The organism is Cryobacterium inferilacus, assembly GCF_019599185.1.
Lineage (GTDB): Bacteria > Actinomycetota > Actinomycetes > Actinomycetales > Microbacteriaceae > Cryobacterium > Cryobacterium inferilacus.
Window position 1 is genome coordinate 63369 of the sequence record NZ_JAIEUL010000001.1, and the last position, 15293, is coordinate 78661.

General features: G+C 67.5%; 8 protein-coding genes and 1 tRNA gene. 2 read left to right on the forward strand and 7 right to left on the reverse strand.

The window, feature by feature from the left end:
• Positions 1 to 130: 130 nt before the first annotated feature.
• The 3 genes from rpsA to polA form a co-directional block, all read right to left on the reverse strand.
• Positions 131 to 1588: a 30S ribosomal protein S1 gene (gene rpsA / locus K2F54_RS00285; protein ID WP_220603858.1), complete on the reverse strand. Its 1458-nt coding sequence runs from the start codon at positions 1586 to 1588 to the stop codon at positions 131 to 133.
• Between the two features lie 112 nt (positions 1589 to 1700).
• The gene (locus K2F54_RS00290) at positions 1701 to 3410 is read right to left on the reverse strand and encodes a DUF885 domain-containing protein (RefSeq protein WP_220603859.1); all 1710 of its coding nucleotides are present in this window, start codon (positions 3408 to 3410) and stop codon (positions 1701 to 1703) included.
• A gap of 32 nt (positions 3411 to 3442) precedes the next feature.
• Positions 3443 to 6130: a DNA polymerase I gene (gene polA, locus K2F54_RS00295; protein WP_220603860.1), complete on the reverse strand. Its 2688-nt coding sequence runs from the start codon at positions 6128 to 6130 to the stop codon at positions 3443 to 3445.
• Positions 6131 to 6182: 52 nt separating this feature from the next.
• On the opposite strand from polA, the gene K2F54_RS00300 reads away from it, so the two are divergent.
• Entirely contained in the window at positions 6183 to 6623 is a 441-nt protein-coding gene (locus tag K2F54_RS00300) for a hotdog fold thioesterase (protein WP_220604129.1), read from the forward strand.
• 81 nt (positions 6624 to 6704) lie between these two features.
• Here K2F54_RS00300 and K2F54_RS00305 read toward each other — a convergent pair whose 3' ends face one another.
• Complete coding sequence (locus K2F54_RS00305) at positions 6705 to 7310, reverse strand: ANTAR domain-containing response regulator (protein ID WP_110127353.1); 606 nt, start codon at positions 7308 to 7310, stop codon at positions 6705 to 6707.
• A gap of 38 nt (positions 7311 to 7348) precedes the next feature.
• Here K2F54_RS00305 and K2F54_RS00310 point away from each other — a divergent pair.
• A tRNA-Leu gene (locus tag K2F54_RS00310) sits at positions 7349 to 7434 on the forward strand.
• A gap of 237 nt (positions 7435 to 7671) precedes the next feature.
• Here K2F54_RS00310 and pyk read toward each other — a convergent pair.
• The 3 genes from pyk to gltB all read right to left on the reverse strand — a co-directional run bounded on the left by pyk (position 7672) and on the right by gltB (position 15238).
• Positions 7672 to 9120, reverse strand: coding sequence for a pyruvate kinase (pyk, locus tag K2F54_RS00315; protein ID WP_220603861.1), 1449 nt, complete (start codon positions 9118 to 9120; stop codon positions 7672 to 7674).
• Positions 9121 to 9210: 90 nt separating this feature from the next.
• The gene (locus K2F54_RS00320) at positions 9211 to 10668 is read right to left on the reverse strand and encodes a glutamate synthase subunit beta (protein ID WP_220603862.1); all 1458 of its coding nucleotides are present in this window, start codon (positions 10666 to 10668) and stop codon (positions 9211 to 9213) included.
• Positions 10661 to 15238 (reverse strand): glutamate synthase large subunit, encoded by a 4578-nt coding sequence (gene gltB / locus K2F54_RS00325; RefSeq protein ID WP_220603863.1) that lies wholly within the window; start codon positions 15236 to 15238, stop codon positions 10661 to 10663. Before gltB ends, K2F54_RS00320 begins: the two co-directional genes overlap by 8 nt.
• Positions 15239 to 15293: the final 55 nt, after the last annotated feature.

Genomic DNA, 15293 nt, shown 5'->3' on the forward strand with positions numbered 1-15293 from the left:
CCCGCCGGTCAACCCAATCAAGTACACCGCCCCATGCTAACGGAGGGGCGTTGGTGAACCGGAACAGGCCGGACCCCGAAGGGTCCGGCCTGTGGGCACCGGCCGAAGCCGGTGCGGGATGGTGCTCGTACTAGTTGGAGCTGCTGAGCTTCTCGCGCAGTGCGGCAAGCGCCTCGTCGTCGGCGAGGGTGCCGGCTCCGGCAGCCTCACTGGTGAACGAGTTGCCCGCTGCGGACGCGACATCGCCGGGGGCGATGATCTCGTCGTTCGCGGATGCGACCTGCTTCTTGTGTGCTTCCCAGCGAGCCTGGGCTGCAGCGTAGTCCTGCTCCCACTTCTCGCGCTGGGTCTCGAAGCCTTCGCGCCACTCGTTGGTCTCCGGGTCGAAGCCCTCGGGGTACTTGTAGTTGCCCTGGTCGTCGTACTCGGTGAGCATTCCGTAGAGTGCCGGGTCGAACTCGGTGCCCTCGGGGTCGACACCGTCGTTGGCCTGCTTGAGGCTCAGCGAGATGCGGCGACGCTCCAGGTCGATGTCGATGACCTTGACGAACACCTCGTCGCCGACCGAGACAACCTGCTCGGCGAGTTCGACGTGCTTGCCGGAGAGCTCGGAGATGTGCACCAGGCCCTCGATGCCCTCTGCGACGCGAACGAACGCGCCGAAGGGGACGAGCTTGGTGACCTTACCCGGTGCAACCTGGCCGATGGCGTGGGTGCGGGCGAAGACCTGCCACGGGTCTTCCTGCGTGGCCTTGAGCGACAGGGAAACGCGCTCGCGGTCCAGGTCGACCTCGAGGATCTCGACGGTGACTTCCTGACCGACCTCGACGACCTCGCTGGCGTGCTCGATGTGCTTCCAGCTGAGCTCGGAGACGTGAACCAGACCGTCAACGCCACCCAGGTCGACGAACGCACCGAAGTTGACGATCGACGAGACAACGCCCTTGCGGACCTGTCCCTTCTGGAGGTTGTTGAGGAAGGTGGTGCGGCTCTCGGACTGAGTCTGCTCGAGCAGTGCACGGCGCGACAGAACGACGTTGTTGCGGTTCTTGTCGAGTTCGAGGATCTTGGCCTCGATCTCCTGGCCCAGGTACGGGGTCAGGTCGCGAACACGGCGCAGCTCGATCAGCGATGCCGGCAGGAAGCCGCGCAGGCCGATGTCGACGATGAGCCCGCCCTTGACGACCTCGATGACCGAACCGGTGACAACGCCATCGGATTCCTTGATCTTCTCGACGTCGCCCCATGCACGCTCGTACTGAGCGCGCTTCTTCGACAGGATCAGACGGCCTTCTTTGTCTTCCTTCTGCAGAACGAGCGCCTCGACCAGGTCGCCGACCTTGACAACCTCGGAGGGGTCAACGTCGTGCTTGATGGAAAGTTCGCGGGAGGGGATGACACCCTCGGTCTTGTAGCCGACGTCGAGGAGAACCTCGTCGCGGTCGATCTTCACAACGGTGCCCTCGATGAGGTCGCCGTCGTTGAAGAATTTCAGAGTCTTTTCGACCGCGGCAAGGAAGTCTTCAGCAGATCCGATGTCGTTGATGGCGACCTGCTTGGGTGCCCGTTCGGTCGTTGCGATTGTCATGTAGTAGTTGCTCCAGGATGGACATATTCGGGCCAGAAGGGAAGGACGTACGATTTATGTTGATGATCCGCGACTGGCAGCGGCTAATTCGTCACAAGCGTGACAGTAAAGCTTAGCTGTTTCCGGGCCTCTCGGGCAACCCGGTATCAGCCTGCAATGCGCTCCTCAGGGTGTCCAGGCCGACCCCGCCGAGGTCGAGGGCGCGGCGGTGGAACTCCTTGATGTTGAACGCCTCTCCCTCCCTGGCCTGGGCCTCGTCCCGCAGCTGCTCCCAGATCCGCTGGCCCACCTTGTAGGACGGGGCCTGGCCCGGCCAGCCGAGGTACCGGTTGACCTCGAACCGGACGAAGCCGTCGTTCATGTTCACGTTCCGGGCGAGGAAGTCGAATGCGTAGTCCGCCGTCCAGGTCTGGGACCCGTCCGGCACGGTCTTCCCGAGGTGCACACCGATGTCGAGCACGACCCGGGCCGCACGCATCCGCTGCCCGTCGAGCATGCCCAGGCGGTCGGCCGGGTCGTCGAGGTAGCCCAGCTGCTCCATCAGCCGTTCGGCGTAGAGCGCCCAGCCTTCGGCGTGACCGGAGGTGCCGGCGAGCTGGCGGCGCCAGGTGTTCAGCTTGGCCCGGTTGTAGACGGCCTGGCCGATCTGCAGGTGGTGCCCGGGAATACCCTCGTGGTACACGGTGGTCAGTTCCCGCCAGGTATCGAACTCGGTCACCCCGACGGGCACCGACCACCACATCCGGCCGGGCCGGGAGAAGTCGTCGGTGGGTCCGGTGTAGTAGATGCCGCCCTCCTGGGTCGGCGCGATCAGGCATTCCAGCCGGCGGATCTCCTCCGGGATGTCGAACTGGGTCTCCCCGAGCTCGGCGACGGCCCTGTCGCTGGTTTCCTGCATCCAGCGCTGCAACGCGTCGGTGCCGTGCAGCTTCCTGGCCGGGTCGCCGTCGAGGAACTCGATGGCCTCCAGCACGGTGGCGCCGGGTTTGATCTGCCGGGCGACACTCTCCTGCTCGTCCACCATGCGGGCGAGCTCCTGGATTCCCCACTCGTAGGTTTCGTCGAGATCGATGGTGGCGCCGAGGAATCGGCGGGAGCTGAGCGCGTACAGCTCGCGGCCGACGGCATCCTGTTCGGTGGCCTGTGGGGCGAGGTCGTCGGCGAGGAACGCGGCGAGGGTGTCGTAGGCCGTCGCAGCGGTGCGCGCGCCCGCGCCGAGGTCGGTGGCCAGCGAGGCCGGCAGCGAACCGTTCTCCAGCCCGGCGTCTGCGACGAAGTGGGCGAAGAAGCCGTCATTGGCTGCGTTGCGTCTGGCCTGGCCGAGCACCTCGAGAACCTGCCGGCGAGCGGGAGTGATGCCGCGTTCGATGCCCAGGCGGAGGGTCTGGATGTAGCCGTCGATGGCGGCGGGGACGGCGGCGAGCCTGGCGGAGATGTCCTGCCAGTCCTCGACGGTGCCGGTGGGCATGAGGTCGAAGACCTCACGGATGGCCTGGGCCGGGGAGGCGATGACGTTGAGGTCGCGCAGCTGCAGCGCCGCGTCGGTGCTCTCCAGGTCCAACGCGAGGGTGCTGCGCAGATCGGTGCGGGTGACCCGGTCGATGTCGTCGACCACGGCGGTGGCATCCAGGTCCCGGATGGTGTCTGTGGCCGCCTGGATGTAGCGGGCGTGCCCCTCCGGCGAGTAGTCCGCGAACCCCGAACCATCGGCCGGCCGGCCGATGTAGGTGCCCACCGTCGGGTCGAGCGCGACCAGGCGGTCAACCCACTGCTCGGCGATCTGGTCGACCGGGGTGGGGGTGCGCTGTTCGTTGCGTGTCATCCCCCGAGCCTAGAACACCGCCCCGCCGGCTGTCAGTGCGCGGCGGCGTCCCAGTTGGCGCCGCGGCCGACCTGCACGTCCAGTGGAACCAGCAGGTCGGCCGCCGTTTCCATCCGGTGGGTGACCACGGCCCGCAGCGCATCCCACTCGCCCGGTGCGACCTCGAAGATCAATTCGTCGTGCACCTGCAGCATCATCCGGCTGGCCAGGTCCTGCTCGCGCAGGTCTGCGGCGATGTTGTTCATGGCGATCTTCATCAGGTCGGCGGCGGAGCCCTGGATCGGGGCGTTCAGCGCGGCCCGCTCGGCGTTGTCGCGCAGCACCCGGTTCGGGCTGTTCAGCTCGGGGAACGGCCGGCGGCGGCCGAAGATGGTGGTGGTGTGGCCGTCTACCTTCGCCTGCTCCACCACCCGGCGCAGGTAGTCGCGCACGGCACCGAACCTGGCGAAGTAGTCGGTGATGAGCTGCTTGGCCTCGCGGGACTCGATGCGCAGCTGCTTGGACAACCCGAACGCGCTGAGCCCGTAGGCCAGGCCGTAGGACATGGCCTTGACCTTGTTGCGCATCTCCCCCGTCACGTCCTCGGGGGCGACCCCGAACACCCGGGCGCCCACGAACCGGTGCAGGTCCTCCCCCGCGTTGAACGCCTCGATCAGGCCGGCGTCTTCGGACAGGTGCGCCATGATGCGCATTTCGATCTGCGAGTAGTCGGCGGTGAGCAGGCACTCGCTGCCGGCCCCGGCGTGGAACGCGGCCCGGATGCGGCGGCCCTCCTGCGTGCGCACGGGGATGTTCTGCAGGTTGGGGTCGTTCGAGGAGATCCGCCCGGTGGCCGTGCCGATCTGCACGTAGGTGGTGTGGATGCGGCCGGTGTCGTCGATCGCCTTGTCGAGGGTTTCCACGATCTGGCGGAGTTTGGTGGCGTCCCTGTGCTTGAGCAGCAGGTCGAGGAACGGGTGCGGGTTGCTGGCCTGGAGGTCGGCGAGGGCGCCGGCATCCGTGGTGAAACCGGTCTTGTTGGCGCGGGTGCGGGGCATGCCGAGCTGATCGAACAGCACCTCCTGCAACTGCTTGGGCGAGCCCAGGTTCACCTCCCGGCCGATCTGGGCGTATGCGCCAGCGGCCAGTTCGGCTGCGGTGGTCGCCAGTTCGGTGGACAGGGCCGCAAGTTCGTCGTGCGACACGGCCACCCCGGCCAGTTCCATGCCGGCGAGGGTCATCAGGGTGGGCATCTCGAGCTCGGACAGCACGCCGAGCGAACCGGGGTCGAGCAGGCCGGTCAGCGTTGCGGCGAGCCGCACGGTGTACCAGGAGTCCACGGCCACGCCGCCGGCCAGGCTCTCATCTGGCACGAGCTGGTTGGGGTCGGCGACGGGCAGGGTCTCGTCCAGGTACCGCTTGACGAGGTCGGCCAGGGTCTTGTCCGGGCCGCCCGGGCGCAGCAGCCAACCGGCCACCAGTGTGTCGATGGCGAGCCCGTCCAGGGTGAGCCCGGCGCGCAGCAGCGCCTTCACCTGGGGTTTCGCGTCGTGCATGACCTTCGGGCTCGGTCCGGCCAGCCATTCCTCGAGCGGCAGGTAGTCGGCGCGGTGGGGCTGCCAGGCGACGGTCGCTGTCTCCGTCGCGGTGGCAAGGCCGAATCCGATCGGCAGGCCGTCGAGCAGCTCCACCGTCACGGCCAGCGGTGTGCCTGCGCCGGTGACCCGGTCCAGCCAGGTCGCGAGTTCCTCGTCGAGGAGCTCCCGCCGCACGGGGGCCGTGACCGCCTCGGCGACCTCGGCGACCGGGGCAGCAGAGCCGGAGCCGTTGCCGGCGCCGGCACCGTTCGCGAGGCCTTCCAGCTTGATCACCCGGTCGAGCAGGGTGCGGAATTCCAGCCGGCCGAAAACGGCCCGCACGGCCTCCTCGTCGATGGGGCCACGGACGAGGTCGCCGAGTTCGACCGGAAGGTCCAGGTCGGTCACGAGCCGGTTGAGCCGGCGGTTCCGGATCGCGTTCTCCTTCTGCTCACGCAGGTTGGCCCCGACGACGCCCGTGATCTCGTCGGCGTGCTCGAGGATCGCGTCCAGGCTGCCGAACCGATCCAGCCACTTCACGGCCGTCTTCTCCCCGACCTTGCTGATGCCGATGAGGTTGTCGCTGGTTTCGCCGACGAGCGCGGCGATGTCGGGATACTGCTCTGGCGCGATGCCGTACTTCTCCCGCACCTTGGCCGGGTCGTACCTGGTCAGCGCCGACACCCCCTGGCTGGCCGGGTAGAGCAGCGTCACGGTGTTGTTGACCAGCTGGATGGTGTCCCGGTCGCCGGAGACGACGAAGACGTCGAAACCCTCGGCGGTGCCGCGCACCGACAGGGTCGCGAGGATGTCGTCTGCCTCGTAGTCGTCCTTGGTCAGGGTGGTGATGTTCAGCGCCTTGAGGGCCTCCTGCAGCAGCGGGATCTGGCCCTTGAACTCCGAGGGTGTCACCGCGCGGGTGCCCTTGTATTCGGGGTAGTCGCGGGTGCGGAAGGAGAACCGGGAGATGTCGAAGGCCACGGCGATGTGGCTGGGGTTCTCGGTGCGCAGCAGGCTCAGCAGCATCGACAGGAACCCGTGGATGGCGTTGGTGTGCTGCCCGTCCTGGGTCTGGAAACTGTCGACGGGGAGGGCGTGGAACGCCCGATATGCCAGCGAGTGGCCATCGATGATCATCAGGGTAGGCTTCTTGGATTCCGACACAGACCCAGCCTACAAGCCGCATCCGGTGGGGCAGGGCAAACCGAAGGTGACCATGACCGAGCAGGACGCGCCCGCACCCGAGACCGACTTCCTGGCCTGGACCAAGGCGCGCGGCGCCGGCGACCTGGCCGACAAGATGGGGATCGAATTCACCGAGTTCAGTCTCGAGCGGGCGGTGGCACGGATGCCGGTAGCGGGCAATACCCAGCCCGCGATGCTGCTGCACGGAGGCGCATACGTGGTGATGGGTGAGTCGCTCGGGTCGATGTCGGCGAATCTGCATGCGGGACCGGGCAAGCTCGCCGTCGGCATCGAGATCAATGCCAGCCACACCGGCTCGGCCACCTCCGGTTATGTCACCGCGGTGTGCACGCCGATCCACCTCGGCCGCACCCTCACCACCCACGAGATCGTGGTCACCGACGACACCGGTCGGCGCTGTTCCACGATCCGGATCACCAACCTGATCCTGGACCGGCCGGCCGGCGCCTGACCGGCGCCGGAGCGCGCTCCCCCAGACACGAAAAAGCGGGCCCGACCGGGCCCGCTTTTCTCGTGACGGCGCAGTGGCCTGCTATTTCTTGGCGGACAGCTGCTCGATGATGGCCTGGGCGACGTCGTGCATGGTCAGGCGGCGGTCCATCGACGCCTTCTGGATCCAGCGGAACGCCTCCGGCTCGGTGAGGCCCATCTTCTCGTTGAGCAGGCCCTTGGCCCGGTCGACGAGCTTGCGGGTCTCGAAGCGCTCGACCAGGTCGGCGACCTCGGCCTCGAGCGTGATGATCTGGCTGTACCGGGAGAGAGCGATCTCGATCGCCGGCAGCAGGTCGTTCGGCGTGAACGGCTTGACCACGTAGGCCAGGGCGCCTGCCTCGCTCGCCCGCTCGACGAGCTCCTTCTGGCTGAAGGCGGTCAGCAGCACGACCGGGGCGATGTGGGCCTTGGTGATGCGCTCCGCGGCGGAGATCCCGTCGAGGTGGGGCATCTTCACGTCCATGATCACGAGGTCGGGCCGGAGCTCGGTGGCGAGGGCCACGGCGGTCTCGCCGTCGCCGGCTTCGCCCACCACTTCGAATCCGTTGTCTCGGAGGATCTCGACGATGTCGAGCCTGATGAGGGATTCATCCTCCGCTACGACGACGCGGCGGGGGGGTGCTGGAGTAGTCTCTTGGTCGGTCACAGCCAAAAGCCTACGGTATTCTGGTGCAGGTGTTGTGAGCCGGTGTGGCGGAATGGCAGACGCGGAGCACTCAAAATGCTTTGTTCGCAAGGACGTGTGGGTTCGAGTCCCACCACCGGTACCACCTCACCGCAGCCCGTCGCCCGGAATAACTCCCGCGACGGGCTGCGGTGTCTCCCCCACTCAGCGGCCGTACACGCCGCTCTCAGCCTTCACCCATGGCTCGAGGCAGCGGATGTCGGTGCGCGCCTGCACAGGCGCCCATCGCCGGTGCACGGGCGCTCAGGACCGGCTGAGGCCTGCCGGGAACGACAACGACCCCGCGGAAGTCTCCGCGGGGCCGTTGTGGTGCTGCCGGTGGTTACGGCTGAGCCGCGTACGCCGGAGCGACACCGTTGTGTGCGTCACCGATGCGGTGAACCCGGATGTCGTTGGTGGAACCGGCGATTCCGGGAGGGGATCCGGAGATCACCACGACCTTGTCGCCGATCTCGGCCAGACCCTGGCCGAGCAGGATGTCGTCGACCTGACCGAACATGGAGTCGGTGTGGGTCACCCGGTCGACCAGGTACGTCTGCACGCCCCAGGTCAGCGCGAGGCGACGGCGGATGGCGGGTTCGACCGTGAAGGCCAGCATCGGGATCGAGGACCGCAGGCGTGACATCCGGCGAGCGGAGTCACCGGACTCGGTGAAGATGCAGAGGAATTTGGCCTCGACGAACTCGGCGACCTCGATGGCGGCCAGCGTGATGGCGCCGCCCTGGGTGCGCGGCTTGTTGGTGAGCGGTGCGATCCGCTCCAGGCCGTGCTCCTCGGTGGAGGCGACGATCCGAGCCATGGTCTGAACGGTGACCACGGGGTACTCGCCGACGCTGGTCTCGCCGCTGAGCATGACCGCATCGGCGCCGTCGAGAACGGCGTTGGCGACGTCGGACGTCTCCGCGCGCGTCGGGACGGGGCTGTGGATCATCGACTCGAGCATCTGCGTCGCCACGATGACCGGCTTCGCCATGCGGCGGGCCAGCTCGACGGCATGCTTCTGCACGATCGGCACGGCTTCGAGCGGGAGCTCGACGCCGAGGTCACCACGGGCGACCATGATCGCGTCGAACGCGTCCACGATGCCTTCGAGGGCCTCGACGGCCTGCGGCTTCTCGATCTTGGCGATGACGGGAACCTTGCGGCCCTCTTCGGCCATGATCTCGTGCACCCGGTCGATGTCGGCCGCATTGCGCACGAAGGACAGGGCGATCAGGTCCGTGCCGAGGCGCAGGCCCCAACGCAGGTCAGCTTCGTCCTTTTCGCTCAGGGCGGGCACGTTGACGGCGACACCGGGCAGGTTGATGCCCTTGTTGTTCGACACCGGGCCGGCGACGATGACGCGGGTGGTCACGACGGTGCCGTCGGTCTCGACGACCTCGACCTTGACCTTGCCGTCATCGATCAGCAGGAAGTCGCCCGGCTTGACGTCGTTGGGCAGGCCCTTGTACGTCGTGCCGGAGAGTTCCTTGGTGCCGAGGATGTCCTCGGTGGTGATCTTGAAGATGTCGCCGACAGCGAGGTCGTACGGGCCGCCCTCGAACTTTCCGAGGCGGATCTTCGGGCCCTGCAGGTCGACCATCACGGCGACGGCGCGGCCGGAGTCGTTCGCGGCCTTGCGGACGTTGGCGTAGACGCCCTCGTGCACGGTGTAGTCACCGTGGCTCAGGTTCATGCGGCAGACATCTACGCCGGCGTCGATAATGGCGCGGATCTGCTCGTAGCTTGATGCTGCCGGCCCGAGGGTGGCGACGATTTTCGCGCGTCTCATTCTGGTGGATCTCCGGTTTCCGCGCCGGTGTGGCGCATTGGTGCTTTCGGTTGAGGTGGAGAAATGGGCAGCGGAATTCAGTTCGTTCGCTCAGATGGCAAACGAGTGATCCGTCGGCTTCACCGGGGCGGGCAGTTGAGTCTCGCCTTCGAGAAACCGATCGACGGCTGCCGCGGCAGCGCGTCCTTCGGCGATCGCCCATACGATGAGCGACTGACCTCGGCCCGCATCTCCGGCGACGAATACACCCTCGTGGCTGGTCTGGTAATCACTATCACGCACGACATTACTCCGGTCGTCGAGCGGTACGTGCAGCTGATGGGTCAGCTCGGTGCTGTCCGGACCCGTGAAACCCAGTGCCAGCAAGACCAGATCGGCGGGAATTTCCCTTTCCGTTCCTGCCTTGGGGACGCGCCGACCGTCGAGGTATTCGGTTTCGGCGACGCGGATGGCGCGCACCTCGCCGGCGTCGTTGGCCAGGAATTCGATGGTGGAGGCGAGGTACTGCCGGGTGCCGCCCTCTTCGTGGGCGCTGGACACCTCGAACAGGGTCGGGGACATCGGCCAGGGCTGGTGCTCCGGCCGGCTGTCGCCCGGCTGCTTGCCGATGGCGAGGTTGGTCACCGACGCGGCGAGCTGACGGTGGGCGGTGCCGATGCAGTCGGCGCCGGTGTCGCCGCCGCCGAGGACCATGACGTGCTTGCCCTCGGCCAGGATCTGGTTGTCGACGGTGTCGCCCGCACCCACCTTGTTCTGCTGCACGAGGTATTCCATGGCGAAGTGCACGCCGGGCAGGTCGCGTCCGGGGATGGGCAGGTCGCGGGGAACCATGGCGCCGGTGGCGACGATCACGGCGTCGTAGCGAGCGCGGAGGTCGCTCCAGCTGATGTCCACACCGATGGTGACGCCGGCGCGGAACCGGGTTCCCTCCGCGGTCATCTGGGCCAGGCGGCCGTCGAGGTGCTTCTTTTCCATCTTGAAGTCGGGGATGCCGTAGCGCAGGAGCCCGCCGATGCGGTCGTCCCGTTCGAACACCGCCACGGTGTGGCCGGCCCGGGTCAGCTGCTGGGCCGCGGCGAGGCCGGCGGGTCCGGAGCCGACGACGGCGACGGTCTTGCCGGTCAGGCGGCCTGGCGGCTGCGGGGTGACCCAGCCCTCGGCGAAGGCCTGGTCGATGATGGACACCTCGACCTGCTTGATCGTCACTGCGGGCTGGTTGATGCCCAGCACGCAGGCGGCCTCGCACGGGGCGGGGCAGAGCCGCCCGGTGAACTCGGGGAAGTTGTTGGTCGCGTGCAGGCGTTCGATGGCCTGCCGGCCCTCATCCCGCCAGGTCAGGTCGTTCCACTCCGGAATCAGGTTGCCGAGCGGGCAGCCCTGGTGGCAGAACGGCACGCCGCAGTCCATGCATCGGCCGGCCTGGCGCTTGAGCACGGCGGAGTCGCCGGCCTCGTAGACCTCTTTCCAGTCCATCAAGCGGATGGATACCGGTCGCCGCGGCGGGAGTTCCCGTTCCGTGGTCTTCAGGAATCCTTTCGGGTCAGCCATTGGTTACCTCCAAGATGCGGTTCCAGACCACGTCGCCGTCGGGGTCGAGCCCCTCGGCGACAGCACTCTGCCTGGTCGCCAGGACCGCAGCGTAGTCACGCGGCAGTACCTTGACGAAGTTCTTCATTGTCGTGTCCCGGTCGGCGAGCATGCGCCGGGCCAGGTCGGAATCGGTCTGGGCGAGGTGCTGTTCGAGCAGGTCGCCGACGATCTCGATGTCGGCACTGCCGAGCGGCAGGAGCGACAGCTCACCGGACTCGAGCGAGTCCCGGTTGACCAGGTCGCGGGACAGCCCGTAGACGTACGCCGTTCCCCCGGACATGCCCGCGCCCAGGTTCCGGCCGGTGCTGCCCAGGATCACGGCGAGTCCACCCGTCATGTATTCGAGGGCGTGGTCGCCCACGCCTTCCACGACGGCGGTGGCGCCGGAGTTGCGCACCAGGAAGCGTTCACCGACGATGCCGCGGATGAACATGCTGCCGAGCGTGGCACCGTAGCCGATGACATTGCCGGCGATCACGTTGTCCTCGGCGGCGAAACTGCTGCTCCGGTCGGGGCGGACGGTGATCTGCCCGCCGGACAGGCCCTTGCCGACGTAGTCGTTCGAGTCCCCCTCGAGCCGCAGGGTGATGCCGCTCGGCAGGAACGCTCCGAAGGACTGCCCGGCGGATCCGGTGAGGGTGACGTCGATGGAACCGGCCGGCAGACCGTTCTCACCGTGGCGCAGGGTCACCTCGTGGCCGAGCATGGTGCCGACGGCGCGTTCGGTGTTGCGGATGGTGCGGCTGATGCTGACCTGACCGCCGTGTTCGAGCACGCTGGCGCTCTCGCGGATCAGGTCGTTGTCGAAGTGCAGGTCGAGCTCGTGCTCCTGCTCCCGGCGGGAGTGGCGGGGCTCTCCGGCCGAGAAGTCGGGGCCGACCAGGATGGGCGCCAGGTCGAGACCGGATGCCTTCCAGTGGTTGAGGGCGCCGTTGATGTTCAACAGTTCCTTACGACCGGTGACCTCTTCGAGGCTGCGGAAGCCGAGCTCGGCAAGGTACTCCCGCACCTCCTGCGCGATGAACTCGAAGAAGTTCACCACGTAGTCGGCCTTGCCGGAGAAGCGCTTGCGCAGCTCAGGGTTCTGGGTGGCGACGCCGACCGGGCAGGTGTCGAGGTGGCAGACACGCATCATGATGCAGCCCTCGACGATCAGCGGTGCGGTGGCGAAACCGAACTCCTCTGCCCCGAGCAGGGCGCCGATGATGACGTCACGGCCGGTCTTGAGCTGACCGTCCACCTGCAGCACGACGCGGTCGCGCATGCCGTTGAGCATCAGGGTCTGCTGGGTCTCGGCCAGGCCGAGTTCCCAGGGGGTGCCGGCGTGCTTGAGCGAGTTGAGCGGGCTGGCGCCGGTTCCGCCGTCGTGGCCGGAGATCAGGATCACGTCGGAGAGCGCCTTGGCGACGCCGGCCGCGACGGCGCCGATGCCGGACTGGCTGACCAGTTTGGTGTGGATGCGCGCACTCGGGTTGGCCCGTTTGAGGTCGAAGATCAACTGCTTGAGGTCTTCGATCGAGTAGATGTCGTGGTGCGGGGGCGGTGAGATCAGACCCACGCCCGCGGTGGCGTGCCGGGTGCGGGCCACCCACGGGTACACCTTGGTGGGCGGCAACTGGCCGCCCTCCCCCGGCTTGGCACCCTGGGCGAGCTTGATCTGGATGTCGTCGGCGTGGGTGAGGTACATGCTCGTCACGCCGAACCGACCGGATGCGACCTGCTTGACGGCGCTGCGCCTGGTCGGGTCGAGGAGCCGGTCGAGGTCCTCGCCGCCCTCACCGGTGTTGGACTTGCCGCCCAACCGGTTCATGGCGATGGCGAGGGTCTCGTGCGCCTCCTGGGAGATCGACCCGTAGCTCATCGCGCCGGTGGAGAACTTCTTGACGATGGACGCCACCGACTCGACCTCGTCGATCGGCACGGGCTTGCGCTGCCCCACGTTGAACGCGAACATGCCGCGCAGGGTCATCAGGCTCTCCGACTGGTCGTCGACGAGCTTGGTGTACTCCTTGAAGATGTCGTAGCGGCGGGTGCGCGTGGAGTGCTGCAACCGGAAGATGGTCTCCGGGTTGAACAGGTGCGGGGACCCGTCGCGGCGCCACTGGTATTCGCCGCCCGTGGCGAGTCGCTCGTGCGCGGTGACCGCGGCATCCGGCGGGTATGCGCCGATGTGCCGTTCCAGGTTCTCCGCGGCGATCACGTCGATGCCGACGCCGCCGAGCTTGCTGGTGGTGCCGGTGAAGTACCGGTCGATGAAGGCCTGGTCGAGGCCGACGGCCTCGAAGGTCTGGGCGCCGGCGTAGGACGACACCGTCGAGATGCCCATCTTGGACATGATCTTGAGCACACCCTTGCCGAGCGCCTTGATGACGTTCTTCACGGCCTTCTCCGGCGTGACCGTGGTGATGAATCCGCTGCGGACCAGGTCCTCACAGGTTTCCATGGCCAGGTACGGGTTCACGGCGCTGGCGCCGTAGCCGATCAAAAGGGCCACATGGTGCACCTCGCGCACGTCACCGGCCTCCACGACGATCCCGACCTTGAGGCGGTTCTCGGTGCGGATGAGGTGGTGGTGGACGGCCGCGATCATCAGCAGCGACGGGATCGGCGCGAGGTCCTTGGTGCTGTCGCGGTCGGAGAGCACGATGAACAGCGCGCCGGCCTCGATGGCCGCGTCGACCTCGTGGCACATCTCCTCGATGCGGCTGGACAGGGCGCCAGGACCGTCGTCGAAGCGGTACAGCCCGCGCACCGTCGTGGTGGTACGGCTGCCGGGCGAGGTATCGATGTGCTGGATCTTGGCCAGCTCGTCGTTGTCGATCACCGGGAAGTCGAGCACCACCTGGCGGGCGTGCTCCGGACCGGCGGCCAGCAGGTTGAGCTCGGGGCCGAGGCCGAGTTGGAGGCTGGTGACAACCTCTTCCCTGATCGAGTCCAGCGGCGGGTTGGTCACCTGCGCGAACTGCTGGGTGAAGTAGTCGAAGAGTAGCCGGGGTCGTTCGCTGAGCACGGCGATGGGCGTGTCGCTGCCCATCGCGCCCAACGGCTCCGCACCGTTCCTGGCCATCGGGGCGAGCAGGATGCGCACCTCTTCTTCGGTGTAACCGAAGGTGCGTTGGCGTCGAACGACGGATGCGGGCGGGTGCACGATGTGCTCCCGGTCCGGCAGGTCCTTGAGGTTGATCCGGCCGGCGTCCAGCCAGGATCCCCAGGGCTGGCTGGCGGCGAGGGAGCCCTTGATCTCTTCATCCTCGATGATCCGACCGGCTTCGGTGTCGACGAGGAACATCTTGCCCGGCTGCAGGCGGCCCTTGCGCACGACGCGCGCGGGGTCGACGTCGAGCACGCCGATCTCGCTGGCGAGCACGACCAGGCCGTCGTCGGTGATGACGTAGCGGCCGGGGCGCAGACCGTTCCGGTCCAGGGTCGCGCCGACGAGGGTGCCGTCGGTGAAGACGATGGCGGCGGGGCCGTCCCACGGTTCCATCAGCATGGAGTGGTACTCGTAGAACGCGCGCCGGTCACGGTCCAGACCCGGCTGGTTCTCCCAGGCCTCTGGCACCATCATCATGACGGCGTGCGGCAGCGACCGGCCGGACAGGCTGAGCAGCTCGACGACCTCGTCGAAGGAGGCGGAGTCGCTGGCGCCGGGGGTGACGATCGGGAACAGCGGTCCGAGGTCGCCGAGCAGCTCGGACTCCAGCTGGGACTGGCGCGCGCGCATCCAGTTGCGGTTGCCCTGCACGGTGTTGATCTCGCCGTTGTGGGCGATCATGCGGAACGGCTGGGCGAGCGGCCAGGACGGGAAGGTGTTGGTGGAGTACCGCGAGTGCACCAGGGCGAGCTTGGAGGTGAACCGCTCGTCGGAGAGGTCGGGGTAGAACGGTTCCAGCTGCAGCGTGGTGACCATGCCCTTGTACACGATGGTGCGGCAGGACAGCGACGCGAAGTAGGTGTCCAGTTCACGTTCGGCGCGCTTGCGCAACCGCACGGCCTGGCGGTCGAGCCGGATGCCGGTCAACGGGAGTCCGTCTTCGTCGACCCGGCTGCTCGACACGTAGAGCTGCTGGATCGCGGGCATCGCGGCCCTGGCGAGGTTGCCGACCTCGTCTGGCCGCACGGGAACCTCACGCCAGCCGAGGACGACCAGGCTCTCCTCGCGGGCGATCCTCTCGATGGCGCCCTTGACCGCACTGCGACCGGTGGGGTCCGTGGGCAGGAAGACGTTGCCGACGGCGTAACCGCCGGCCGCCGGCAGAGCGAAGGTCGACTCGGCGCGGAAGAACTCGTCCGGAATCTGGGTGACGATTCCGGCGCCGTCCCCGGTGCCGGCGTCCGATCCGACGGCCCCACGGTGCTCGAGGTTGCGTAGGGCGTCCAGAGCACGGGTGATGATGTCGTGTCCGGCCGTCCCGCGCAGGGTGGCGACCATGGCGAGGCCGCAGGCGTCGCGCTCGTCGTGGGGGTTGTACAGACCCTGGGCCTCGGGAACACTGCTGAACCGCGAGAAGAGTGGTTGCTGGGTCATAAGACCGTCCTCACAAAATAACTGGCAGGTGGGGACGACGTCGGCCCGCTGGAAG